We start from the raw sequence: 24,878 nt of genomic DNA on the forward strand, positions 1-24,878 counted from the left end.
CGGGGGTTATGAAAATCTTGCCTTGGAAACAAAAGAAAAACCGGAAAAGCGAATCCAGTCAAGAATTTTGTCAGCGAATATTATCCAAGGAATCCAAAGAATATAGGGACTTGATTCGTTCGTCCAATTGTCGGAGTTCCGCCTTATCAAAGACCGCAATCTTATTTCCGGAGAATCGGAAGACTAAGAATTCGCCCTTATTTTCCTGAATGGCGATCTTGAGCCCCTCCACCGAATCCACCAATTTCTCGTTCACGGATTCCAGGATCAGGTCCTGGAATTCCTGGTAGGCCCGATTCTTTTCGTCCGGAAAAGTGCGGGAGAGTAGGACGATCCTGGATCTTTCCGGATGCATTTTTCGGGAAAAACTTTCGGCTAGATAGACTAACTTTCTATCTCCAGCGGATTTATACTTCTCTCCGTATTCCTTCAGATAGGTCTTGGTGAGTTCCGTGAAAAGTAGCCCTCCCGAGATCAGATATTTCGGGGCCGTCCTGTCGGAACTCTCCGGAATCAGGAAGGAATCCTCAGAGTAGGGGCGGAGTTTATAACGTATCTCCCTTTTCTTTCCGTCCCTATAAAGACTCAGCTCTACGGTTTCTCCCGCATTGAGGGCGCGTCCTTTTTGGGAGAGTAGTAGATCGTATAGGACTTGCTTTTGTTTAGAGGCCACGGGGATTCCGTTCACCGCAATGATCGCGTCTCCCGGGAAAAGATTATGAGCGGGACCGATGCCGGGGAATACTTCGGAGACCACCGTTCCCACGCTTCCTTTAGGAAAATAATAATCCTCTTCGGCGGGGGTAAGAGAAGATTCCGCCAAGAAACCCGGATGAGGAAAAGGAGAAGCTGAGGCGAATCTACTCGCGAAAAATCTTTTTAGAACGTCGGAGCCTACGTTCCAGGAGCCGTCCGTGAAACCGCATACCTTCTTTCCTCCGAATAGAAAGCTTCTATTGCCCTCCGTATTTTCCTTTCGGTTCAATTTGGAAAGAGAAAGAATTGCTTTAGAAAATTCTAAACTACCCCATTCTTGGTTAGGGAAGAAAGAGGAGCAGGAGGCGAACGATCTGGGAGAATCCTCCAGACTCGCGATAGGGAAAAATCCCTTGGACCTACCGAAGTCCTCCGGCAAAAGAAGAATGCCGAGACCTGTGTCCACGTCCACTTTTTGGAAATAGGCCTTTCTGCCCGCGGATTCTTCAGGGTGCATTTCCGCGAATAGCGGGACCTCGCCCGGTTTCAAGAGTGCAATCGCGGACCTTTCGTCCAAACGGATCGCGGGAATTTTTCTTTGGTAAGGAACTCCCTTTTGGAAAGGATTATGATGGGAGTATTTTCTGAAATGCACAAGAACCGAAAATTCGGGATCGCTTCCTTTTGCCTCCGAGTTTGCGAAAGAAAGAAATAGGAAAACATAAAATACAAATGTTCTAATGGAAGATCTCATTTTTTCTCCTCCGCATATTCGTCGGACTTCACGTCGAATCTCTTTCTGACGCGAGCGTCTATGGTTCGAACGGTCTTGCTGTCTAGGATTAAGGGAAGTCCCACTCCTCTGAATTTCAGTACGAGAGTTCCGTTCGAATATTTCTTCCAGAGATTCCTGAAATCCTCTATGTTCGTAGGAGTTTTGCCGTTGATCGATTCCAGAATCTTGAATCTATAATTCATATATTTGGAATTCAAGGGATCCGGAAATAGGGTGGTGAGAATGAGATCCCTTTCGGTGAATTTGAACAGATCGTCCTGTATGAAATAACTGTAATGGTAGCGGAGAGCCGTTTCCACTCTCTGGCTTTCCTTTCCGAAGAGGGCACGGTTGACCGGTTGGAATAATAGTCCTGCTCCCAGAAAGCTACGGACCTGTCTTTCCCTATACAATTCGAGGGAATCCGTGCGTTTCAATTCCGCTTGGACCTTATAATTCTTCCCGCCCCTGTAAAAATAGAGAGTGAGTTTTTGACCCACGAAACCGGGCTCTATGAGATCGACTACCGTCCTTCCGGTGAATTCTAAGAGTCCTCCTTCATTATTGACAAAGGCATCGTCTATCTTATAGAGATAATCTTCGGTTTGTAGAGTGTCGGAGAAGGAAGAATTCGGATATACCTTATTGATCAGAATTCCCTGCAGACCTTCGGGGATATTCAGGTATTTCTTAACAGCTTCCGAGTTTCCGTTCTGGAACGTGAAACCGACGAAAGGAAATCCGTCGTAACTACCGTCCTGGACGTCCTTTAGGAAATGTTGGACCACTTCCGGAGGAATGAGATAGGCGGTGCTTCCCTGTACCTGGCTGATTTCGAAGATGATTCCCGCCACTTTTCCGTTTTGGATGGCAGGTCCCCCGGAGTATCCGGGAAGAATATTAGCTCCCACACGTATTACTTTTCTGTAATCTAATCCCGTGAAGGAATATCTCAATCTTTCGATCCTATTCACGAGACCGTTTTCCAAGGTGAGATTCTCTCCTCCTTCCGGATATCCTAACATAAGAAGACCGCTTCCCAAAGAAGGGGACTCATCGGAGATTTCCAGAGGCTCCACACCCGCGAAGAATTCCTCGTCCTCCACTTTGATGAGAGCCAGATCGCAATCGAATCCCAGGAATTCCACCTTGGCGTCGTAGTATTTGCTGCTATTGAAGCGCTTTACTTTCAGATATTTTGATTCTGAGATCACATGCGCGTTCGTGAGGATTCGGTTTCCTGCCACTATGAATCCCGAGCCTACGTCCCTGGAAAGATCCTGGTCTCCGAATTCCAAAGGATCGGAGGGATCGGGATAGCTATCGCTGCGAACGATTACCACGCTTCCGAGTAGATTCTTCAGATCCGGATTGACGGAGTTTTGGGAGAATCCGGGCCTATGGAAGAATACGAACAGAAATAGTCCGAAGAAAAGGACCTTGCGATTATTCATGAAACAACTCCGCATCCGACCATACGATCTTGTCCTTTTCGATGGCTAGTAGTTTTAATTTCGCCAGGAAGCGTTCTCCTTCCTGCAGGCTCTCGGCGGGCTTATCGTCCACGAGTACGTTTCCTCCCGCATCCGCTTTGATACGGATCCAGGAATAAGGAGAATCGGGAAGACAACTGGCCTGGAAGGAAAAATACAAAGCCTTGTCCCAATAGAAGTCAGCGTCCTTTCCTAAATAGAGAAGGGGACAAGAAGAATCGAAGAAGATCTCCTTGCCTACGGGAGCGGGTCTATGCGCCGGGTGCTTTGCTATACTAAGGAAGTACTGCAGTCCGAAATTCTCGGTAGAGGTCTTAGCTTCGATTTTGGATTGTTTGGAAATACGATTCTCCGGATGGAGGCCTGCGTTTCTCGCTTCTTCTCTTGAAAAAGAGATCTCCCAATAGACCGCCTTTCCGATTTTTGTAGGACCTTTTACATGGAAGGAACGGATTTTTTCGGCGAACCGAATCTTTTCTTTTCCAGAATAAAAGAATCCTTCTAGTTTTCTGTCAGGACAGGAGAGGTGGAGATACTGCACTTCTTCCGAATCTTGGTTTTTATGAAAGGTGCAATCGCCTACGGAGAGTTTGGGACGGGATCGGAACCAGGATTTTAAGGGTCTAGCATCCTTTTCCTTGGAATATTTTCTCCAACCTTCGTCGAATTCTTCCCCTTCCAAGCGAGTCCACGAGGAATCCAAAGAAGAAGTCAGAGATTCTTCCGCATTTACTTCCAAAAAAGAAAGAGAAAGCGTGAAGAATAGCGCCGTTAGTCTGAGAATAAAATGCAAGTTCGGCAAAGTCGGATCTACACCTGGAAATTTTCGATTCGGAAGAAACATTCTCTATTAGTATCGGATTTAGAAAAACCGGATTTTACAGATCTTGGAATAGATCCGGAATTTCCGTGGATTCTTTCGTATTATGTCTCGAATTCTTAAGAATACGAAAAAAAAGTTAAACTCTGAAACGGGACTGGGAAATATGGTTAAATCAAAGCTCAAAAAATATAGAAACGGTAGAGTATCTTGTCTAACTGGAGTTTCCTCAAAACAGACCCGAACGAGCAGGACTTGTTCGTCGACTGCCGCTCCCAAGCGCAGTACCAAGAATCCACCCTTAAGGGTGCGTACTATTTTCCATTCGTAAAGAAGGCTTTCGCCTCGGATCCCGATTCCCTAAAAAAAATCTTGGGTCCTGTGGACGAGATTCTCGCTCTCGCTAAAAAGGAAAACAAATCCCGTATCCTCGTTTTCGACGAAGGCATGGGAATGTTCGCCGCTAGGCTGACTCTTCTTCTTAGAGCCGCCGGTTTCCAAAACGCTTTCATACTGGGACAGCGTTGGCCGGTAGAAGCCGCCAAAGAAAAGGGGACCAAGGAACTGGATATAGGACCTTCTTCTAAATTAAGAAAATTGGAAGGAATCGTGGACAAGGCCTTCTTGGAAAAGAACCTGACTCGCCTCCAAATTTTCGATACCCGTACTCCGGAAGAATACGAAGGCAAGATGCCGAGACTCACGGCTCCGGAGCCCGGTAGTCTCTGCGGTCGTTTACCCGGGGCGTTTCTCTGGGATTGGAGAATGCTTTACGACGCGACAGGCGAACTCGTGGACAAGACCTTCTTCAATAAAAGATTAAGAGCTTTTCCGTTCATGCCGGAAAGAACCACCGTTATCTACGATTACAACGGTGCAAGGTCTTCTCTTCTGGCGCTTATGCTCAAGGAAGTCGGCTATAACGACGTGAATGTTTACATCGGTTCCTGGTTCGAATGGAGAAAATCCAGTCTACCAAAGCAAGCGGTTAGCGTTTACGGACAGAGCGGCGCGAGTGCAAGCGCTCCTAGAGTCGGCGGCGTAGATCGCAAGGCATAAAAAGAAGAAGACAACCGAATTTCCCTCCGAAAGACTTCCGTAAAATCCGTCCGGGATCTTACGATGAAGTCTTTTCCTTTCGCTCTCTTTTCTTCTTTTCTGCCGTCTAGTTTCGAAACGATCGCGCCTGTTTCCCTTATCGTCCAAGAATTCGATTGGGAAAAGGAATCAAAGCAGTTCTGCTACCGAGTGAACTCTTGTTCATCGGGTCCACAGGAAGAATACTGGAATTCGATCTGGACTATTCTTTCCTCTCCGTCGCTAAAGGAGAACAGATCGTAGGATATCGCAAGGCTATTTCTAAAATCAAAGACTAGATTTCCCTTACCTGCAATCGTCAAACCGTCGATACGCTTAGAATGCAATCCGGTTCCTTGGTTCTGAAGGCCCGACCGGAAGGAAAAGATTGTGCGCCGGAATATTCGATAACATTCATATCCGAGAATGTATCCGCGCTTTCTCGGAAGGTGGAACTTTCCAACAAAGAAAAGATTAAGTCATAGGAATGCGTTCTTTTTTTCCTTGCTAATTTAGTCGAACGGTTTTTCATTCTGGCATCTTTCCTTGGGTGCGATAGGAGGGATTCTTTTTGCTAAAATCCGTAGGAGTTCCGACCGAAACGGATTCAAAAAGGATATATTAGGAAATTCAATATTGCCTTCGTTCCGCGTTTTCGTTTTCTGAATACTGCGGACTTACGGCACCGGGATAATCGAAAATGAAAACTTCGGATTGGGGCGTAATCATCAAGGGATCGGGGAGATATCTTCCAGGAAACCCCGTCTCGAATTCGGAATTGATTCGAGTTTCGGGTTTATCCACCACCGAAGAATGGATCTCGGAAAATTTGGGGATTCGCCAAAGACATTGGGCTCCGGAAGGGATCGCCACTAGCGATATAGGAGCGGAAGCGTCTAAACTCGCCTTGGCCGACGCAAAGGTAGATCCCAAGGAACTCGATCATATTCTTCTTTGCACTTCCACCTCGGATTGGACCTCTCCCGCGGCGGCGTCTAATGTGCAACGTTTGATCGGTGCGGATTGTCCCGCCGAAGACAAGCAGACCGCCTGCTCCTCCTTTCTTTTCGGTTTAGATCACGGTGCAAGGCTCATTGCGACGGGATGCGATCACGTACTGGTCGTAGGCGCGGATGTGAAGTCCCGCTTCGTAAGACGGGACGATCTGAGATTGTTTCCCATCTTTGCCGACGGCGCGGGTGCGGTCGTTTTAAGTAAAGGTAAAAGAGGAGAAGGATTGCAAAGTTCCGTTCTATGGACGGACGGCTCCAGACTCGATCATTTACTCACTCCGGCGGGAGGTAGCGCCATGCCTGCTACGGAAGAAACGGTTCGGTTGGGGCTACATGCGACTCGAATGAACGTGGACGGCAGAATGATCTTCGATGACGCTGTGGAGATTATGACGAATCTTGCAAAAGAAGCCTGCGAAGAATCCGGGTTGGGTCCCGAAGACGTGGATCTACTCGTTCCCCACCAAGCAAATTTAAAAATCATGAAGAAGGTGGCATCCAATCTGGGAATTCCGGAATCCAAGGTAACGATCACTATCGATCATACAGGAAATATCGTGGCGGGAACCGTTCCTTATACCTTGGATTTTGCGCGCAAGCAGGGGAGAGTAAAACCAGGAAACGTCATACTGATGATCTGCGCCGGAGCCGGCTATTCCGCGGCGGGAGCCGTATATCGGGAGCCGAAGAATTAGAATGTCCCAAACTTCAAGCGATCGATTTACCGGATTAAGAGTCTTTGTGGCCGGAGCGAGTCAGGGAATCGGAAAAGCTTCCTCTTTATTATTCGCAAAGGAAGGTGCGAAGGTTTTCGGAGTTGCCCGGAACACTTCTCGTTTGGATTCGCTTTTAGCCGAGCTTCCAGGTGTCGGTCATAAAATGGAAACCTGCGATCTTTCGGATAAAAATTCCGTTCAAGCGATTCTATCGACGATCCGAGATTGGGGAATTCCGGATATCGTTCTTGCCAATTATCATTCCCGTAAACCAGCCAAGAGACTCATACGTTCCGATTGGGATGAGGAATTATCTTCTTCAATGGGGTATCTGTATCTTCTTTTTCCTCTTTGTTTGCCGGAGCAAAGAGCTAAGGGTTTCGGCAGGTGGATAGGAGTGAGTTCTCTCGTTTCCGAGTTTGCCGGCCCAGGGCAATCCGCCTATTCTATTGAAAAAAAATCCTTAGAGGCTTTGTTTAGAACCCTGGCTCTGGAGGAATCCAAATACGGAATTACGGCGAATACTGTTCTGCCCGGTTTCGTGGATACTCCCGGAACCAGGGAAAATTACTCCGAAGAAAGATTCCAAGAATTAGAAGGTTTAAGCGTTTTAGGAAGAGCGGCTCGGCCCCAGGAAATCGCCTCCGTGATCGGTTTTTTAGCGTCTCCCGAGGCATCCTATATCACCGGCACTAATCTGTATGCTACGGGCGGCGCACATTTGAATTGGCCTTTGCGAAATAAAATCGGAGAGAATTGAATGAAGACCACTTACGAGAATATTCCGGAACTGATGCGATATAGGGCCTCCGTTCACGGAGATAGACCCGCATTGTATTTCGAAGGAAGATTCTGGTCCTATAAGGAATTGGAGTCCGCTTCTCTATCCGCTTTTGATTTTTTAGATTCTCATCATATACGAAAGGGGGAGAGATTCTCGGTATTGGATTATAATTCTCCCGAATCTTTATTCCTATTTTTGGGAGCGGCTCTTTATGGAGCGGTTCCGGTGATGATCAATTGGAGACTCACTCTTCCCGAGATAGAATTCATCCTTAAGGATTCCGGCTCGACTCTATTGTTTTTAGGAAAAGACTTCGAGGAGTATAATATTTCTTTAAAAGAAAGAATGCCCGAACTCAAGATTTCCGAAATTTCTTCGGTTTTGCGAGCGAATCCAAATATTTCCGAATTTCCTATCCCTCCTAAAAGGGAAGATGTGGTGGTACAACTCTATACTTCCGGAACCACCGGATTCCCCAAAGGAGTGCTACTCACTCACGAGAATCTACTGGAGACTCTCCGGAATCTGGCCTTGGAGCTTCCCGGATTCGGATCGGATTCCAGAAATTTGGTTTGCGGACCGTTCTATCATATCGCAGGAGTGGGATATACAATGCTCGGATTCATTCCCGGAGGAACCAATTATCTCACAAAGAAATTCGATCCTTCGGAAGTGATGCATCTTCTGCAATCCCAAAGAATCACGAATGCGTTACTCGTTCCTGCGATGATTCAGGCAATCGTTTCCCATCCCGAATCCTCAAAATTCGACTATTCTTATTTGAGAAATATCCAATACGGAGGTTCCGGGATTTCGGAAGAGGTTCTATTTAAGGCGGTGGAATTATTCGACTGCGGGTTCACTCAGGCCTACGGTTTGACGGAAACCACGGGAATCGCCACGCTTCTCAGATACGACGATCATATTCGAATATTAGAAAATGCAAAAGATCCGGTTTGGAAAGAAAGAAGGAAATCCTCGGGTAGACCAGTCCCGGGTATGAGAGCTAGAATCGTCGGAAAGAACGAGCAAATTCTACAGAACGGAGAAATCGGAGAAATCCAATTAAAAGGAGTGAATGTTGGCATAGGATATTGGAATCGTCCTAAGGAAAATTCCGAAACTTTGGGCGAAGACGGTTGGTTCAAGACCGGAGACCTGGGATCTATGGACGAGGAAGGTTATATCTATATTCTGGATCGAAAGAAGGATATGATCGTTTCGAAAGCGGAGAATCTTTATCCAGCGGAAATAGAAAGAGAATTATTCGGTTATCCCAAGGCTTCGGACTTGGCCGTTTTCGGATTACCGGATCCGGAATATGGAGAAGCAGTATCCGTTGCAATGGTCCCTAAGCAAGGAGAATATCCTTCTTTGGAAGACCTTTGTGAATGGGCCAAGGGAAGACTGGCAGGCTTCAAGATGCCCAGAAGATTTTTTATAGTGGATTCGCTTCCCAGAAATCCTTCCGGAAAAGTGCTACGCAGAGAATTGCGATCCAGATTTTCCGAGGAATCCGTAGAGGTTTGATGTTTGGATCTCTTCCGGAATAAAGTCCTATTATATCCGATTTTTTTGGGGTTCGGCGTTTGGTCGGTGCTAAGGCTTTTAGCGACTTCTCCCGTTCTCGCCTTGACGGTCCCTTATTCCAATATTGAAAGGATCGTATTCGATTCCAAGATTCTAATATTCCAAGACCTCGAGAAGAATATCCTTTCGAAAGAACCCAAGCCCTACGGAATCGTTTTCGGAACCTCCAAGTCCAGCGCTTTCGAGCCGGAGAAAGTCCGAAAAGTGATAGGAGAAAAGGACTTACTTCTCTATAGTTTTAACGTGCCAATGGGGTGCCCTTCTTATTACTATTATTGGTGGGAAAAAATTGAAGCGCTATCCTATAAAACGAGAAAATATCCTAAATTTATAATATTAGAATCGGATGTGTTTCAATTCGGGGAACAATCGGTCCGTTTCACTCTGGATAACTCCTATGATTCAGGCTTCATTTTGAGGGGATTTTGGAATCGGCTCTTGGATTTAAGCCGTCCAGGATGGAATTTCGAAGAAACGGTATTCTATTTTAGTAGGGTGATCTTTCCGATTTACTCCTATACGATCAGCACGAAAGGGATTTCGGAAAATTGGAAATATTTCGATACTTCGGAGGGAAAGAAAGAACGGGCCGTATTTCTAAAGGAAAAATTTAGGAAGGAATTTTTGGATAGAACTCTGGCGTTAGGAGGTTCCTATCCGAATCTGTATTTGGGAGATACTTCGTATCAGGCGTTGCATAGGCAGACAGAGGAGGGAATTTCCCGTTATTTCCTGGGTTACAAAGCTTTGGATGGCCAACAGAAGTATTATAAAAGCCTATTGGATAGTTTTGCCGAGAAAAAAATCCCCACCATAGTCTATTGGCCTATTTTTCCGGATCGTTTTGCGAAGGAATTGGACAAGCTATCCCATATCTCCCAAACCAAGAAAGCCCTCTTGGAAATCGTTTGGGAAACGGGGAGAGAAAACCCGGATTGGAAATGGAGGATCGCGGATCCCCAAGAGGAAAATCGGGTTTCTTGTAGGGCATTTTCGGACGTTTACCATCTAAGCGGAGGTTGTTTTCCGGAATTAACCGTCTATCTATTGGAAAAAGAGGTCCTTGAAAAATGAAGTTCCTCATATCCGACACTTTGCCGTTAGGCGAAATACCTTCTCCGGATCGTATTCCCAAGAGAATGCTCGCCCAAGTGGTGAGAAGGAGTAGATACGGAAATCCGGATCAAGCAATTAGGGAGGAGGAAATTCCAGTCCCTGAATTAGAGGAAGACGATGTGTTGATCGCGGTAATGGCGGCCGGGCTGAACTATAATCATGTTTGGGCGTGCTTAGGATATCCATTGGATGTGATCTCTTATCGCAATCGATCCGGAGAGAGAGAGGACTTTCATATAGGAGGATCGGACGCGTCCGGCATCGTAGTCAAAATCGGAACAAAGGTGGAAGGGGTGGAACCCGGAGACGAGGTGATCGTCCAACCCGGATATTTCGATCTATCGGATCCCTGGATTCTAGGCGGGGGAGATCCTTGTTTTTCGGAGACGATGAGAGCCTGGGGCTTCGAAACGAATTACGGATCCTTTGCGCAATTCTGCAAGGCAAAGGCTTACCAATGCCTACCCAAACCTAAAAACTTAAATTGGGAAGAATCGGCCTCCTTTATGCTTACGGGAGCCACAGCATTACGTATGCTCACTCGTTGGGAGCCGAATGTATTACAAAAAGGAGATACGGTACTCGTTTGGGGAGGAGCCGGAGGAGTCGGTGCGATCGCAGTACAGATCGTTTCGGCCTGGGGAGGTTTTCCCATCGCAGTCGTGAATCATCCCGATAAGGCCGAGTTTTGCCGGAAACTAGGCGCCAAAGAATGTATTATCAGAACGGAATATTCTCATTGGGATCTTTCATACGAGCATCCGCTCTTTTTGGAAGAGATCGGAAAAATCCGCTCCAAAATATCGGACGCAACCGGATCCGATCCTAAAATAGTAATCGAACATTCCGGAGAAAGAACGGTTCTTACTTCTATGGAGCTATGCGCCAAGGGAGGCATGGTCGTTATCTGCGGAGGAACTACCGGATATCTAGGAAGCTTGCCTTTACGAGGCTTCGTTTCTTCCCAAAAAAGATTCCAAGGTTCCCATTTTGCAAACCCAGAGGAATGTTCCCGCCTACTTGGACTTTTTCGCGACCGAATATTGGAACCTAGAATTTCCAAAGTCTATTCTTTCGAAGAGATTCCAATCGCGCATAGGGAGATGATGGAGAATCGCCAACCTCCCGGCAATCTGGTGGCAAGAGTCGGTTCAGTCTCCGTTTAAAATTGGAAGTAATAAAAATCTGTTCTTCCCGAAAGAAACTGAGTCATGCCTAGCGCGACAAGAATCGCTGCTATGGGTAGCAACCAATATTCTATTTTTTTAAAATACACCAGACTTTCCGGGTATTCTTCGGCTAACTGGAAAAGAAATACTGCAAATACGGAGAGTAGAAAACCTTCCGGATTCGGTAAGTAGATTCCCGCTTCCTGGGAAGAGAATAGTCCTCCGGTCATTTTGAGTATGGCTTCCCATCCCCAGGAAGCGTTAGGTGCGAAGAAGAATACTCCGGAAGAAAGATAGAGAAACCAAATTAGGATCCTATGAAGAATTTTGGAGTATGGAGTCTTGAATTCGTACATCTGCCTTTTGCTTAAGCTTGCTTCGATACTCAAGAAGACTCCCATGCAGATTCCCCAAAGTGCGAAAGGAAGTTTGGCTCCGTGCCATAGACCTCCTAACAAAAAGGTAAAGGTTAGATTGAGCCAAAGTCTTCCCTCGGAGACTCGGCTGCCTCCCAGGGGAATGAAGATATAATCTCGGATCCAGGTGGAAAACGTTAAGTGCCATCTTTTCCATAAGTCCCCGAAGGAGGAGAATAGGAAGGGCGCCTTGAAATTCAGCGGGAGCTCGAAACCCAGGAGTTTACCGAGTCCTCTGGCCAAATCCGAATATCCGGAGAAGTCCGCATATAGCATGACAAGAAAAGAGAAGGAGAGAAGCCAAAGAAACCAAGGAGAGAGTTTGCCTACGGATTGGATCTCGGGAGAAAATACCGGTTGTATGAACCTAAGCAATTGGTCTGCGATAAATATCTTCTTTATGATTCCGGAGAGAATAAGCCAGATCCCGTCCTGAACGGATCCTAAGCTGGGAAAAGGAAGACTTCCTTCCTTTAGTTTACGGACTTGAGGAAGTAGGTCCTGGGAGCGGACGATCGGTCCGGCAATCAACTGTGGAAAAAAAGAAATAAATAGAACGAATTCCCAGAAGCTATGCTTTGCGGTGTAGGTTCCGTTTCGCAGATCGAAGCCGTAGGACATGACTTGGAAGGTGTAAAAACTGATCGCAAGAGGGAGTAGGATTTCGTATCCGATCGTCCTATGGCTTTCTCTCAGAACTGTTTCAGAGAGTCCCGGCAAGCCGAGGAGATCGGAAAGAAGATCCGAAAAGAAATAGAAATATTTGAAGAATGCCAGATTGAGAACGTTAGTCGCTTGGATAAAAATAAAGACAGCTTTGCTATTTCTTTTGCGATAGGCCTCCCAACCGAAATAATTAAAAGTTAGAATTCCTAATAAATGGAATAGAAAAGGAATGCTCCAGGTGCCGTAAAATACCAGGGAAGATGCTAAGAGAAAGTAGAATCGGAAACTACCCGCGGGCAGGATCCAATAGATCAGATAAACGAAAACGAAGAAAAAGAGAAATTCGAAGCTGACGAAGAGCATGCTTGCTCATAAGTTTTCGGAAACGGATTGCGGATTACAAGAGCTTTTTCAAAGTTCAAAAGACGAGACGGATCCGGGAACGAATTCCCGGAAGAGAAAGAAGGAAAAACGGTAAGAATGAAAAAAAGCGGACTCAAAGGCGGAAGAATTCCCGGCATTCATATTTCCGGAACGGGGGCCGCCTTTCCGTCGAAATATGGAAGAGTCTGGATGAACGAAGAAATCCATATTCTGAAATATGGGGCAAAATGGAAGGAAGTCTTTAGCTCCCATTCTTGGGATCCGGAATATTATAAAAAACGATACGGATTTGAAAAGAGATATTGGGTGAGCGTTCCCGGAAAGGCTCCCGAGAAGGGGGAGGCGACCTCGGCCGATCTGATGGAAGAGGCCGCAAGAATCGCATTAGAAGAAGCGAAACTTCTACCGGAAGAGATCGACCTTCTTATCTGCGTTAGCACGACTTCTCCCAAATATACGACTTCTCTAGGAGCGATCCTTGGGGGTAGATTAGGGATTCGTTCCGCAAGTCTGGAGATGAAGGCGGGATGCTCTTCTTCGATATACGGTATGGTGACCGCTTTCCAATTTTTGAATTCGGGAGCGGAGCATGTATTGGTTTTGGCGGGAGAAACTCTTTCTAAGGTTGCGAATCTGGATCCTACGGTGCTATATTCCGCGTCGGACGGAGGAGGTGCTGTGGTTCTGAGCAGGGATAAGGAAAAAGATAAAGGCGTTCTCTCCTGGTGCTTGGATTCCGACGGTTCTCATACGGATGCCATGGGAGTTCCCGGGATTCTCCCTCCTAGAGGAGAGGTCCGAAACGAAGAGTATCAATTTAGATACGGAAAGATTCCCGAAGAGTTCCTACTAGAAGCTTGGAAGAAAGCCGGGAATTTTTGGAAGGAAGACGGAAGTCCTGCACCCGATTATCTCATTCCTCACCAAGTGAATCGCAATTTGATCCGAGTCGCGGCGGAAAGCGCCGGGATCGAAGAGGATAATATTCTGGATTTGGTGAGCGAGGTCGGGAATTGCGGATCGTCTAGTATTTTAATCGCCTTGGATCGTTATCGTAGGAGTTCCAACGGGGAGAATCGAAGGATACTCTTGTCCGCGGCGGGCGGAGGGATCGCTTGGGGTGGAATTCTACTCCAGACCTAAATTCGAATTTTATAAAAGAATCGAAAAGGTTTTTCGCTTTTCTAAAAATTCGGGCGTTCCAGTCTAAAAGGTATGAATCCCACCGGTCCTATCGTTTTGTTCGACGGAGTCTGCAATCTATGTAACGGAACGGTGAACCTTCTTTTGGACTTGGATAGAAAGAGAGTCTTACGATTCGCGAGTCTGCAGTCCGAATATGCAAAAAAGTTGGTATCCGACAACGGGCTAGAGTCGCAGGTCGAGGCTGTGGATAGCATTCTCGTCTGGGACGGCAAAGGTCTATTCTCCAAATCGGATGCGGTCTTAAGGATCACCGGCTATTTGGGTTGGCCTTGGAAGATTTTCCGATTAGGGATCATTCTTCCCGGAAGGATCCGAGATAGTCTTTACGATTTTATCGCTAAGAATCGATACAAATGGTTCGGTAAAACCGAGGCTTGTAGGATGCCTACTCCGGAATTGAAGGAGAGAATCTTAGGCTGAAGTTCCGACTGGACCGATTTTAAGAATTCGGGCCAAAAAGAGGGGATTTTGGACCCTTTAAGTATGGGGGTTTATGTCTAAAGACGATAGAAGAAGGGGAAGGGCAATAGACGGAAACTTCTTCCTTTTTCCGAAAACTTTTAGAAGAAACAGTATTTTTTACCTTACCCCTTAAGTATTTCTTTTGATTTTTTCTAAATTCTGCCAAAATCATCCAAATTTGGCTGATATAGATTGAAAATGGATATTATCGTTAATTTTCGTTCAATATCCTTGGAATTCGTAATTTCTCAAAGTTTTAGTTGGTGAAAAATCCTTGTCCCAAGATCGTGGACAAGGAGGATAGGTTGAACTTTCGGAATTTTTCCGCCGATCATAAGAACAGACTCGGTTTCTTACGAGAATTTTTGGCGGCGCAACAAGGAAAGAACCAAATGAAAAGGAACACGACTCGGATCGCGATTGCTGGAGCCTCGGCTCTGTTGATTCTACTTTCCTGGAAATCCTTCGCGAACACAAATTTGGAAGAAGTAAAGGTGGATAACGAGTTTATCCAAACCTACCAATCTAGAGAAGGGATTTGGATCGTTCCCGGTAAGGTTAAGGAGTCCTTAGAGGACTTATACCATAAATTCGGCACTTCCGATCGGGAAGTGAGGCTCCTAAACGGGATCCATGACGGTAGCAAGATCGCTCATTCCGAACCCATCTTCTTTCCCTATAACTCCAATTATGTACGCAATCTTCTTTTAGAGGACAAAGGTCGTGAGATCTTCACTTCCGATTCCAGAGAATTGATTTGGCCCTTGAGTTTCAAATATTCCAGGGTGACTTCCCGATTGGGAAGACGTTGGAACGCTCTCCATGCGGGAGTGGATATCGCCTGTCCAAACGGATCCATAGTGATCGCTGCCGCCGACGGAGTGGTTGTGGATTCTAAGAGGGACGGAGGCTATGGTCTAAGAGTCGTTCTGCAACATTCTCAGATCAACGGAATCCAGACTTTATACGCGCATAATTCTCTTCTGTTCGTGAAACAAGGAGATAAGGTAAAGAAGGGACAGGTTCTAGCCCTTTCCGGAAATACGGGACATACCACGGGACCTCACGTGCATTTCGAAGTGAGATACCAAAACGTGGTTCTGAATCCGGAACATTATCTTCCTCCGTTCTTAGCGGATAAAGAAGCGCAAGTCGCGATCGCGAAAGAAACCATCCAACAATAATCCAATTGCTCCCTTCTTCCGACTGGTCCCCAGAAGTCTTTTCGTTTTTAGAAGAATATCTGACCGGTCGGAGGGATAGGTCCGTAGTATTCGATTTCGATAATACTCTTGTCCGAGAGGATTTCGGAGAAGCGGTAATGTGCGAACTTCTTTTCGAAGGAGTTCCTTGGGTTTCGGATCTTTCTCCCTTCTTTCCCGAACCGGGCAAGGCGGAGCAGATGGAATCCTTGAGAAGATCGGACACGAAAGAGTTTCTCGCGGAAATTTGGAAATATTACGGATCCAAGATAGAGAAGGGCGGTCTCGAAGCGGGATACCGTTGGTCCACTTGGATTTTTTCCGGAAGACCTGCATCCGAATTGTCCAAGACCGCTTCTATCGTTTGGAAAAGACAGCAAGAAAGCGATTCTATGGAATCCGTACAAGCTTATAAACCAATGTTCGAACTGGTTTCCGAATTGAGAAGAATAGGCGCCGATATCAAAATCATTACCGCCTCTCCGGACCTGGTCATACAGGAAGTTTCCGAACTCTGGGGTATATCCAAAGAGAACGTGCTAGGAATGCGCCTGAAAGAAAGTGGCGGAGTTTTGATTCCCGAATTAAAGGAACCTTTTACCTACGGAATCGGAAAAGTGAAATTGTTCCGAGAGGCAAGCGGACAGGATCGTTTCGAACTAGCCTTCGGGGATTCCGAAAACGATTTTCCTATGTTAGAAGAAGCTTCTATCCGAGGGATCTTCTTGGATAGAGGTAAGAAGAAGATTCCGCCCCAAGGGACCCTTATCCAAAAAGTATCCGACTGGAAAACGGTTCCGATAATTCTGGGTTGATAAAGTATTTTTGTATTATATATGTAATACAAGAGCGTTTTTATGATTAGCCTTAGGTTGCCTCCCGATTTGGAGAAAAAATTGCCGAAGTCGCCGAGCTCGAGAATAAGAGCAAATCCGAAGTAATCAAGGAATCCTTAATATATTATATCGATAATGTCTCCCGAAGGCCTTCCGCTTACGAATTAGGCCGGAAATATTTCGGCCAATATAAAAGCGGCAAGTCGGATAAGTCCGTAAATCACCAGAAGTATATCAAAGAGGCCGTAAAGAAAAAGAGTAAGGGCGAATGATCAAGGCGATCATAGATACGGGTCCGATCGTTGCCTTTTTCGACGAGTCGGATTCTTATTGTAATTCGATTCGTTCCTTTCTTAAAGAGTTTAGGGGTAGACTCTTTGCTAACTTGGCCGTGGTTACGGAAGTTTCTTATCTATTTTCGGATAATAAGAAAATCCAAAACTCGCTAATCGAATGTATCCAAGACGGAGCGATCACGATGCTAAATCAGGATAACGAGCATTTTCCGCTCATTTACTATTTTATGGATAAATATCCTGAATGCCGAGAAGATTCGGCACTAAGGATATTCGCGCTTCCTTTTCTCGCTCGGAAAAAATCCCTATCTTGCCAGCAAATATCCCGGCATGGAAGGAAGTTTATCCTCCGTCCAGGACCAGTCGCCCACCAAGGATACGATAGGGGCTTTCTCTCCATCTAAAATTTTTAATAGAGCTTTCTTGAGATCTTCGGGTTCCGTCATTCTATAGGGAGTATTCGGAAAATTCTTACCGAAGCTTTCCTTTTCTCTTTCCTGAATATAATCCAGAAAGAAATCCGGAAACTTTTTGCCAGAATTTTTTTGTTCCTCCATCAATCTTTGCAGGTCCGGATGAGAAGCGGATTTCGCGAGTCTCTGTAGGATGATCGTGATTCCTCTTACGCTTTGGCTGAAGAATGTACCCGCCCGAATGATTTTACGGGACTGGGGTTTCTCTATCGCCCATTCTTCCATTTTCTTTTTGATGAAAGCTAAGGATCCGTAAAAGGTGAGTAAGTGGGGAAGATAATAATATGCCGAATAACCGATCGTCAATCTGGGAGAAAGTTTCTTCTCCAGCTCGACCATGGGATCGAAACAAAAATGCATCCCGGATTTGATATCCGCATCGGGAGTATCCTCCACCGGATAACCCAGATTTCCTCTGGCGGGAGTGTATATTAGAATATCGATTTTTCCGGATTCGCTCTCCAACGCTTTTAGAATAGAGGGAATCGATGCGCCCGGATCCTCCAACTGAATGAAAGGAATCGTTCTGTCCGATCCTTTTACCGGATTCTCTCCGGACGTAGTGGATAAAATCCTCCACGTTCTACCCGATCGTTTTGTATCTTCCCGAAAGGCTTCGATTGCGCTCTGTCCGGCCGCACCCGAACCTCCTACGATCAATGCAAGCGACTCGCTCATACATCCCTCCAAACGAGGAACCAGCATACTCAGATTGGCAGATGTATTCCAGAAAAAAAGGAAAGATAAGAAGAGAAATCCTTGGGAATCGGAGAGTTAAGGGAGATTTCTTCTCCGAATTCGTTTTTGAATTTGAGTAGGTAAGAATGTAATAGAAAGCGATCCGGCATCTTCCATCCCGATTTCTTCTTAGGAGGGTCGAACCCGTACGTTTTATCTCCCAATATCGGAATCCCGATGGAGGCCAAATGGAAACGGATCTGGTGCCTTCTGCCCGTAACCAATCTGGCTTGGATAAGTGAAAGTCCTAGTTTCGGATTTGTTCCTAAGGTTTTGAAATCGGTAATCGCTTTTTTTCCTCCCGACCTTACGGAGATCATTCTATCCTTTCCTTCTTTCAGGAAACACTCTACTCTAAATTCTTCCTCCTCTGCTACTCCTTCCGTTATGCAAATATACGTTTTCTCGGATTCGGAAAGAATGCTATCCGCATCCTTATTCCTTTCCGGATCCGTGCAGAATAAAACGAGTCCGCTCGTATCCCGATCCAATCGATGGACTAAACGCAAATACGGCAATTTTTCCTGCTTTAAAACCAAGGCCTCGAAATTCTCTCTCTTAGGATCCAATGTGGCATGGATCGGAATTCCTGCCGGTTTATCGGCCGCGAGCAGGAATCCTTTTCGGTATAGAATCGGGATGGAAAAACGGCTGCCGTCGGTTTTAGCGGAGGACATACTGGAAATCTTACAGAACTAACGGATTCTTTTCCAGTCTGTCCGGAAAGCTCTGAAATTCGATTGACACTTCTTCCGTTATATTGGATGAATCAGGTATGAAGCAGGCCGATGCGGAAGAGCTGGACGGAAAAGAACTCATCTCCAGCGAACATATTACAGAAGTCGTTAAAGAAAACCTAAAATTAATTCGCCATACCAAGGGACTTTCCCTGGATAAACTGGCCTCCCGTTGCGGAGTCAGTCGGGCCATGCTTTCCCAAATCGAGCAGGGAAAAAGTGTTCCTACAATCGCCGTTTTATGGAAGATCGCTACGGGCTTGAACGTTCCTTTCAGCGAATTGTTAAAGGAAAAAGGGACCGAGGGAGTTTTTCTTCTCAAAGCGGAGAATACCAAAGTCTTATATTCCAGCTCCAAAGTATATTCTAGCCGGGCCCTCTTTCCGTTCATCGGAGGGAGAAGGGTGGAATTCTACGAATTGATTCTAAAACCGGGTGGGATAGAAGTTGCCGAGCCTCATAAGGCGGGAACCACCGAGAACCTGGTCGTGGTCCAAGGAAAATTGCGCCTCAGAGTGGGCGACAAGGTGGTGGAATTGGATGCTAAGGATTCTGTTTACTTTAGAGCGGATGTTCCTCACGAGTATATCAACCCGACCGATACCGAGACTCTCATGTATCTGGTCATGGAATACACGGACGAAGCCTCCTAAATCGGGGCTTCTCTCTTTCCTTTTTTTCCTCTCACTCATTCTTTTTAATCTTTCCGTATTCGGAGAAGATGCGGAAACGAAACCTCCTAGTTCGGGATATTTCGGCCCGGATCGTTATGAAGAACAGATATCCTGTCGTCCGGAAGATTGTGTCCGCTATACTCTCACGGAACTGGAATCTAAGGGAGGACGATCCGAACTCAAAAGACTCCTGGGAGAAAATGCCGGCAAGGTATTGATAGACGTCTCCGAAAAACCCTTGAAGTTAGGAGACGACGAACTCGAGGACCTAAGGGACTTTCTATTAGAAATTTCTAAACGAGACGGAAGGGTTGCCGTCGAAAAATTGCATATCGCAGTCCGAAGTCTGGATTTGCCCGAACCTCCCGTATTGAAGGAGGTAGGTTTCGTCGGATGGAACGTGGTGAGAAGAATTTACCGCGGAATCTATTTCAAGCCGACGGGAGAATATAACGCAAAAGTACTGTACCATCCCGGCAACGGAAACATTCATCTCATATTTTTAGTTCATAAAAGATACGGAGATATCTGCGAAACCGTATTCTCTCGATGCAACGAAGTGGAGTATCTGGACGAGGATACTTTCGATCTGCAATTATCCACAGCCATCAAAGAGTCTAGAGAAAAATCCGTTCCTGTCCGAGTGAATTTTCGCCAAGTGGAGGCGAGTCTTCCGGAAACCAAATTGGAATGGGAAAATGTGAAGAATATTGGACGATCCGCGAGAATGTACAAATGGCTTGCGATTCCTAAGGAAAGGGAGCTGAAACCTCTGAATAAGTCCCGCTTTCTTCCTTTTCAGGTCGCAGTTACTGTGATCGATTATTCTCTCTCCGTCTACGATTGGGTGAATCAAATCCTAATCTACAAACCGGCTAAGGACACCAAGGCCGAAGTATTGTATACGGAGAAGATTTCTAAGGACGGAAAATCCTCTTATAGATCCTTACATTCGGTGGTATTCACTCCGATCAAAGAAGAGGATTAAATTCTCCGTCCTTTTTTCCGGGACGGAGAATCGGATGTTCCTACAGGAAGAATATCGCGGTAAGAAGAAGGAAGGTGGGGATGAGTAGCAGGAGGGAATACACAACATATCCTCCGAAGCTTGGCATCTTCACATTATTCTCCTCGGCTACGGATTTCACCATGAAGTTCGGTGCGTTACCTATATAGGTAAGAGCCCCCATAAATACTGCTCCCACGGAGATCGCCTTCAATAGTTCTTCTCCTACAGGATCCGCTAAGATCTGTCCCATCGTGGAGAATCCTAATAGACCTTTTGCCAAGGATACGAAGGTGAGGTAGGTTGGAGCGTTATCCAGTACTCCGGAAAAACCTCCCGTTACCCAGAAGAATTGCCATTTTTGGGTGATGCCCAATTCTTTTCCATGGTGTTCCAATAAAAGAAGGGCCGGAATCATAGTGAGGAAGATACCGATAAAGAGATAAGCCACTTCTTGGATCGGTCCCAAGGTGAACTTATTCTTCTCTCTTAGTTTCGGATCCGAGGTCACCTTGGACAATGCGATGAGTCCGATTAGAACCGCTTCTCTCACGAATCCAAGATAAGGATTATCGGCGATAGCAGGGATATAGTTTTGGTTCAGGAATGCTACGGATAGAATGACACCCAATAGCCAGAGGAAATTTACCTGACCTTCCAGACCGATGGGTTGTCTATGAGAACGGTCGTAGCGAATATCCTTCTTGGTTTCTTTTCCGTGAGCGATCGTATCCCATACGAAGTAGATCACGAGTAAAAGCCCGGAAGCGATCAGCATTTCCGGAAGAAGCTTAAAGGTCCAAGTGAAAGGAACTCCCTGCAAATAACCTAAGAATAGAGGAGGATCGCCTAAAGGAGTCAAAGACCCTCCGATATTGGATACTAGGAAGATAAAGAAGATCACCGTATGAACCACATGCTTTCTCTCCGAGTTCGTCTTTAAGAGAGGACGGATAAGAAGCATGGAGGCTCCCGTCGTTCCGATGAAAGACGCGAGAAAGGTTCCTACGATCAAAAAGATCGTATTGTTTACGGGAGTGGCTTCGATATCGCCTTTCAGAACGATACCTCCGGAAATATAAAAGAGCGCTCCCAGAAGAATGATAAAAGGAATATAATCGAAGACCATGGTATGGAAAATCTTTCCCCACCAACCGTGAGCCATGAGTAGTCCGAAGGAAATTCCTCCAAGAGCTAAGGCGAGAAGGAGCTTGTTATTATTATGCTCCCACCAATGCGCCGTGGTATGGGAAACCAAGGGGAGAAGGGCGATACTGAGCAGGATCAAAACGAATGGAATCACCGACCAAATAGGTAAATCCTCTCCTTGCACATCGTGGGAAGAAGCTTGGTGTTCCTGGTGATCCGCTCCTCCGTGCTCCGTGGCGGATTCGGATTGTGCCAGATTCTGCGGGGTTTGGGTCTCGGGTTCCGCTAAAAGAGAAGCCGTAAAGACCAGGGAGAGAAGAAGAAGTGTAGTAAAGAATTTGTTTCTCATCGTTCTCTGCTTTTCAAAGATTTTTCGTCAGGTTATCGATATTCCGATACGTTTCAAAGGAAAAACCCTTCTTTTCGAGGTTTTTTATAAGGGTTTTTGTATTGCCGAATTCTTTACCCGGATTAGGATTTTCAAAAGGAATCCGCCGAAGGAGTTTTTTACTCCATTTTCACGCTTGGGAAACCGTCAGATAATTAGAGGCTTGGACCAATGTAGGTCCGAATACGACGATGACCGACTTTCATAAAAAGAACCGATACTGCCTAACACCGGACGAAATCGAGAACCGTCTAAAGTCCGTTTCCATCCAACCTACTATGCAAAGGATATCCATTTGCCAATACGTTCTTTGCGAAGCGGACCACCCCACTGCGGAGGAAGTCAAGGAATGGGTGGACCAACGCTCCTTAAAAATGAGCCTGGCTACGGTTTATAATACTCTAAACGTATTAGTTTCCGCCGGCCTATTAAGAGAATTTAAATTTTCCTGTCTGGGTAAATCGGTGTTCGACAGCAATATAGACGATCACTACCATTTCTTCGACGAAAAGACCGGGAAATTCCACGATTTAGATGCGAACCTTCTCACTCTGGATTCCAAACTTCCAAACGAATTCAAGGTCAATAAGGTGGACATTCTTTTTTCCGGTACCATGGAAGGCAAGGCGTCTCGCGTCGACTGATTCGGATTAGGCGATCATATATGGATCGCCTCTCCTAATGCCTGGGCAGCCGCTTCCATCACCGCTTCCGAAAGCGTAGGATGAGAATGTATTCTACCCGCAAAATCCTTCAGAGTCAGTTCGGATCCCATTCCCAAACTCAATTCTCCCAAGAGTTCCGTTACGTTCGGACCTATCAGATGGGCGCCTAAGATCTCTCCGGTTTTTCGGTCGGCTACGATCTTGACCATTCCTTCGACTTCTCCCAATGCCTGAGCACGACCGTTCGCGCGAAAAGGGAATTTTCCGATAACCACATCGATTCCGGATTTCTTAGCTTCTTCTTCTTTTAGTCCAACGGAAGCGACTTCCGGGTGGCAATATGTACATGCCGGAATTTTTTGGTAGTCTATCGGCTCGTATATTAACGAATGAGGGTTTCCTTTTTGGATGGAGATCGCTTCCACGGCCTTGATTCCTTCCTGGGAAGCCACATGAGCGAGAAGGGGGGCTCCTATGCAATCCCCGATTCCATAGATATTCGGGACTTTGCTCTTGAATTTAGTGTCTACCTTTACGAAACCTTTTTGTAGGAAGACACCTATCTCCTCCAGTTGCATTCCTTCCGTATTCGGGACCACACCGATTGCCACTAATGCTTTGGAGAAGGATCTTCTTTCTCCTTCGGCTTTCAGCCCTTCTCCTTTGAGAAGAAGGGAGACTCCGTCTGCTTCCAATTTCGGTTCAGAGACTCCCACGCTCGTTAAAAGTTGGATCCCTCTTTTTTGGAAACTGCGGTTGAGAAGATTGGATATTTCAGGATCTTCTAATGGAAGAATCCTATCCTGCATTTCTATCACGGTTACTTCCGTGCCCATACTGGAATAAAAATCAGCAAACTCGATTCCTATCGCACCCGCACCTATGATCGCCAGACTCTTAGGAGGAGTATCTTGGATCATCGCCTCCTTACTGGAAAGTACCTTGTCCCCATCGAAAGGTAGGCCGGGCAATTCTCTGGGACGTGCTCCCGTGGCGATGATGAAATAATCGGATCGGATCTCTTCCTTCGAGGTATCCGGTAGCCAGATCGTATTCTTATCCTTAAAGACGGCGCTTCCTTTCTTTATGGAAATCTTATTTTTCTTCATGAGGAAATCCACGCCGTTGGACATAGTATCAGCGACCCCGCGGGATCTTTTTACGATTCCCGGAAAATCGGGTTTTACTTCCGGGATTTGCAGGCCGAAAGAGGAGGATTTGCGTACCGTTTCCAATAAATGCGCGGATTCCAAAAGTGCCTTGGTAGGGATGCAACCCCAGTTCAGACAGACCCCGCCTAATTTATCTTTTTCGACTAGACAAACGTTCAAACCGAGTTGGGAAGCACGGATCGCAGCTACATAGCCACCGGGCCCTCCACCAATCACCGTTACGTCGTAGTTTTCGGCCATTTGATTCCTCCGGGATCCAAGTTTGGATCGGACAAGAGAGTATAGAAAGAAGTTTTCGGATCTTCCGAACTCTTTTCTCTAGAATTTTGTAGGAACAGTTTTAGGAAAAAAAGGAAGGATTCCCGGAAGAAGGAAGTCCCTTAAGCGCTTTTCTTTTTTAGGACGACGATCATTCTACTCGCGTTACTTCTGAATTTGATCTCGTTGTAATTCGAATACACCTGTAGGATTTCCATCCTATGTTTGGAGAGCATTTTCTGGAATTCATTCAGGAAATACGCGCGCATCAGATGCTTGTCCTTGATCTCCTTGGAATTCAGATTATAGATATAGTTCACTTCTACTACGGTCGCTTGGTCCGCTCTCACGAGCCGAAATCCGCGATTCCTTTGGATGGTGGTATTGCGCGCCTTAATTTGGGAGACCGGGGTGATCGCTTTTCGTTTGATCTTGCGCAAAGGTTCCGCATTCCAAACTTCTAATACCGCAATACCCGCCGGTTTTAAATTCGCTTCCAGGTTCTTGAGAGCCGATTCCACTTCTTCGTTGGTGAGTAGATAATTGAAGGAACCGAATAGGCTGATGATACCGTCCCATTGTTCGCCGGATTTATAAGATTGCATACTTCCCACTTCGAATTTACAATGGGAGTATCTCTTCTTGGCGATTTCAATCATTCGATTGGAGGAGTCCACTCCTCTGGATTTATAACCCAAACCCTGGAAATGGGTAACATGCTCTCCCGTGCCGCAGCCTAGATCTAGGATGTTCTTAACCCTATGTTTTCGAAAAAGGCGGTCGATAAATTGGGTCTCCAATTCGAATTTTCTAGCGCTTCTTTCTATATCGAAGTAGTATTCCGCCAATTCCGAGTAGAGTTTCATGGAAAAATGTTTGAGCTAGGCTTCGGAAAGCCCGT

Annotated in this window: 24 protein-coding genes and 2 pseudogenes; 16 read left to right on the forward strand and 10 right to left on the reverse strand. The window is 46.0% G+C overall.

All coding sequences use genetic code 11. The annotated features are described in order from the left end of the window. Positions 1 to 70: 70 nt before the first annotated feature. Genes LEP1GSC061_RS05560 through LEP1GSC061_RS05570 form a run of 3 tightly spaced genes read right to left on the reverse strand, consistent with a single transcriptional unit; the run spans position 71 to position 3,808 of the window. On the reverse strand, positions 71 to 1,450 hold the full coding sequence (locus LEP1GSC061_RS05560) for a PDZ domain-containing protein (RefSeq protein ID WP_016544738.1): 1,380 nt from the start codon (positions 1,448 to 1,450) through the stop codon (positions 71 to 73). Further along, complete coding sequence (locus LEP1GSC061_RS05565; protein WP_016544658.1) at positions 1,447 to 2,925, reverse strand: S1C family serine protease; 1,479 nt, start codon at positions 2,923 to 2,925, stop codon at positions 1,447 to 1,449. The genes LEP1GSC061_RS05560 and LEP1GSC061_RS05565 overlap by 4 nt, the downstream gene beginning before the upstream one ends. Next, positions 2,918 to 3,808, reverse strand: a complete 891-nt coding sequence (locus tag LEP1GSC061_RS05570; RefSeq protein WP_016544812.1) for an LIC11113 family protein — start codon at positions 3,806 to 3,808, stop codon at positions 2,918 to 2,920. Before LEP1GSC061_RS05570 ends, LEP1GSC061_RS05565 begins: the two co-directional genes overlap by 8 nt. Before the next feature lie 186 nt (positions 3,809 to 3,994). Between LEP1GSC061_RS05570 and LEP1GSC061_RS05575 the strand changes: the two genes are divergently transcribed. Beyond that, positions 3,995 to 4,843: a sulfurtransferase gene (locus tag LEP1GSC061_RS05575; RefSeq protein WP_040508084.1), complete on the forward strand. Its 849-nt coding sequence runs from the start codon at positions 3,995 to 3,997 to the stop codon at positions 4,841 to 4,843. A gap of 155 nt (positions 4,844 to 4,998) precedes the next feature. Next, complete coding sequence (locus LEP1GSC061_RS21405) at positions 4,999 to 5,160, forward strand: hypothetical protein (RefSeq protein ID WP_156844502.1); 162 nt, start codon at positions 4,999 to 5,001, stop codon at positions 5,158 to 5,160. A gap of 20 nt (positions 5,161 to 5,180) precedes the next feature. Here LEP1GSC061_RS21405 and LEP1GSC061_RS05580 read toward each other — a convergent pair whose 3' ends face one another. Next, positions 5,181 to 5,393 (reverse strand): hypothetical protein, encoded by a 213-nt coding sequence (locus LEP1GSC061_RS05580; protein WP_016544205.1) that lies wholly within the window; start codon positions 5,391 to 5,393, stop codon positions 5,181 to 5,183. Between the two features lie 168 nt (positions 5,394 to 5,561). Between LEP1GSC061_RS05580 and LEP1GSC061_RS05585 the strand changes: the two genes are divergently transcribed. The 5 genes from LEP1GSC061_RS05585 to ccrA are packed head-to-tail and all read left to right on the forward strand — an operon-like array spanning position 5,562 to position 11,246. After that, positions 5,562 to 6,569, forward strand: a complete 1,008-nt coding sequence (locus LEP1GSC061_RS05585; RefSeq protein ID WP_016544500.1) for a 3-oxoacyl-ACP synthase III family protein — start codon at positions 5,562 to 5,564, stop codon at positions 6,567 to 6,569. A 1-nt stretch (position 6,570) separates the two neighbouring features. Beyond that, positions 6,571 to 7,350, forward strand: coding sequence for an SDR family NAD(P)-dependent oxidoreductase (locus tag LEP1GSC061_RS05590; RefSeq protein WP_016544840.1), 780 nt, complete (start codon positions 6,571 to 6,573; stop codon positions 7,348 to 7,350). Continuing rightward, positions 7,351 to 8,904 (forward strand): AMP-binding protein, encoded by a 1,554-nt coding sequence (locus LEP1GSC061_RS05595; RefSeq protein WP_016545083.1) that lies wholly within the window; start codon positions 7,351 to 7,353, stop codon positions 8,902 to 8,904. 3 nt (positions 8,905 to 8,907) lie between these two features. Then, positions 8,908 to 10,038, forward strand: a complete 1,131-nt coding sequence (locus LEP1GSC061_RS05600; protein WP_016544787.1) for a DUF1574 family protein — start codon at positions 8,908 to 8,910, stop codon at positions 10,036 to 10,038. Further along, positions 10,035 to 11,246: a crotonyl-CoA carboxylase/reductase gene (gene ccrA, locus LEP1GSC061_RS05605; protein ID WP_040508085.1), complete on the forward strand. Its 1,212-nt coding sequence runs from the start codon at positions 10,035 to 10,037 to the stop codon at positions 11,244 to 11,246. Before LEP1GSC061_RS05600 ends, ccrA begins: the two co-directional genes overlap by 4 nt. Here ccrA and LEP1GSC061_RS05610 read toward each other — a convergent pair. Continuing rightward, the gene (locus tag LEP1GSC061_RS05610; protein WP_016544666.1) at positions 11,243 to 12,694 is read right to left on the reverse strand and encodes an MBOAT family O-acyltransferase; all 1,452 of its coding nucleotides are present in this window, start codon (positions 12,692 to 12,694) and stop codon (positions 11,243 to 11,245) included. The two genes, ccrA and LEP1GSC061_RS05610, sit on opposite strands and share 4 nt — an antisense overlap. Before the next feature lie 117 nt (positions 12,695 to 12,811). Between LEP1GSC061_RS05610 and LEP1GSC061_RS05615 the strand changes: the two genes are divergently transcribed. The 6 genes and pseudogenes from LEP1GSC061_RS05615 to LEP1GSC061_RS21815 all read left to right on the forward strand — a co-directional run. Further along, on the forward strand, positions 12,812 to 13,858 hold the full coding sequence (locus LEP1GSC061_RS05615; protein ID WP_016544573.1) for a 3-oxoacyl-ACP synthase III family protein: 1,047 nt from the start codon (positions 12,812 to 12,814) through the stop codon (positions 13,856 to 13,858). Positions 13,859 to 13,930: 72 nt separating this feature from the next. Then, the gene (locus LEP1GSC061_RS05620; protein ID WP_016544376.1) at positions 13,931 to 14,341 is read left to right on the forward strand and encodes a thiol-disulfide oxidoreductase DCC family protein; all 411 of its coding nucleotides are present in this window, start codon (positions 13,931 to 13,933) and stop codon (positions 14,339 to 14,341) included. 407 nt (positions 14,342 to 14,748) lie between these two features. Beyond that, positions 14,749 to 15,567 (forward strand): M23 family metallopeptidase, encoded by an 819-nt coding sequence (locus LEP1GSC061_RS05630; RefSeq protein WP_198014248.1) that lies wholly within the window; start codon positions 14,749 to 14,751, stop codon positions 15,565 to 15,567. Positions 15,568 to 15,572: 5 nt separating this feature from the next. Continuing rightward, the gene (locus LEP1GSC061_RS05635) at positions 15,573 to 16,400 is read left to right on the forward strand and encodes an HAD family hydrolase (protein WP_016544884.1); all 828 of its coding nucleotides are present in this window, start codon (positions 15,573 to 15,575) and stop codon (positions 16,398 to 16,400) included. Positions 16,401 to 16,442: 42 nt separating this feature from the next. Then, positions 16,443 to 16,693, forward strand: a pseudogene (locus LEP1GSC061_RS22085) (ribbon-helix-helix protein, CopG family). Then, positions 16,690 to 16,980, forward strand: a pseudogene (locus tag LEP1GSC061_RS21815) (type II toxin-antitoxin system VapC family toxin); the annotation flags it as partial. The pseudogenes LEP1GSC061_RS22085 and LEP1GSC061_RS21815, both read left to right, overlap by 4 nt. A 42-nt stretch (positions 16,981 to 17,022) precedes the next feature. Here the strand turns inward: LEP1GSC061_RS21815 and LEP1GSC061_RS05645 are convergent. Further along, positions 17,023 to 17,868 carry a Rossmann-fold NAD(P)-binding domain-containing protein gene (locus LEP1GSC061_RS05645; protein ID WP_016544554.1) on the reverse strand — a complete coding sequence of 282 codons (846 nt, stop codon included), beginning with the start codon at positions 17,866 to 17,868 and terminating at the stop codon, positions 17,023 to 17,025. Between the two features lie 29 nt (positions 17,869 to 17,897). Beyond that, positions 17,898 to 18,605 carry an RluA family pseudouridine synthase gene (locus LEP1GSC061_RS05650; RefSeq protein WP_016544445.1) on the reverse strand — a complete coding sequence of 236 codons (708 nt, stop codon included), beginning with the start codon at positions 18,603 to 18,605 and terminating at the stop codon, positions 17,898 to 17,900. Positions 18,606 to 18,703: 98 nt separating this feature from the next. Between LEP1GSC061_RS05650 and LEP1GSC061_RS05655 the strand changes: the two genes are divergently transcribed. Beyond that, the gene (locus LEP1GSC061_RS05655) at positions 18,704 to 19,318 is read left to right on the forward strand and encodes a helix-turn-helix domain-containing protein (protein ID WP_016544611.1); all 615 of its coding nucleotides are present in this window, start codon (positions 18,704 to 18,706) and stop codon (positions 19,316 to 19,318) included. Next, positions 19,284 to 20,327 carry a hypothetical protein gene (locus tag LEP1GSC061_RS05660; protein ID WP_198014249.1) on the forward strand — a complete coding sequence of 348 codons (1,044 nt, stop codon included), beginning with the start codon at positions 19,284 to 19,286 and terminating at the stop codon, positions 20,325 to 20,327. The genes LEP1GSC061_RS05655 and LEP1GSC061_RS05660 overlap by 35 nt, the downstream gene beginning before the upstream one ends. A gap of 40 nt (positions 20,328 to 20,367) precedes the next feature. Here the strand turns inward: LEP1GSC061_RS05660 and LEP1GSC061_RS05665 are convergent, their stop codons facing one another. Then, a complete protein-coding gene (locus tag LEP1GSC061_RS05665) occupies positions 20,368 to 21,843 on the reverse strand; it encodes a sodium:proton antiporter (RefSeq protein ID WP_016544845.1) in 1,476 nt (491 codons plus the stop codon). A gap of 230 nt (positions 21,844 to 22,073) precedes the next feature. Here LEP1GSC061_RS05665 and perRB point away from each other — a divergent pair, with 230 nt between their 5' ends. Further along, the gene (gene perRB / locus LEP1GSC061_RS05675) at positions 22,074 to 22,526 is read left to right on the forward strand and encodes a peroxide-responsive transcriptional repressor PerRB (RefSeq protein ID WP_016545065.1); all 453 of its coding nucleotides are present in this window, start codon (positions 22,074 to 22,076) and stop codon (positions 22,524 to 22,526) included. Between the two features lie 14 nt (positions 22,527 to 22,540). Here perRB and lpdA read toward each other — a convergent pair whose 3' ends face one another. Together lpdA and LEP1GSC061_RS05685 are read right to left on the reverse strand one after the other, a co-directional pair. Then, positions 22,541 to 23,959, reverse strand: coding sequence for a dihydrolipoyl dehydrogenase (gene lpdA, locus LEP1GSC061_RS05680; protein WP_016544343.1), 1,419 nt, complete (start codon positions 23,957 to 23,959; stop codon positions 22,541 to 22,543). A gap of 140 nt (positions 23,960 to 24,099) precedes the next feature. Further along, positions 24,100 to 24,843: a class I SAM-dependent DNA methyltransferase gene (locus LEP1GSC061_RS05685; protein ID WP_016544444.1), complete on the reverse strand. Its 744-nt coding sequence runs from the start codon at positions 24,841 to 24,843 to the stop codon at positions 24,100 to 24,102. Positions 24,844 to 24,878: the final 35 nt, after the last annotated feature.

It is taken from the genome of Leptospira wolffii serovar Khorat str. Khorat-H2 (assembly GCF_000306115.2).
Taxonomy (GTDB): Bacteria; Spirochaetota; Leptospiria; order Leptospirales; family Leptospiraceae; genus Leptospira_B; species Leptospira_B wolffii.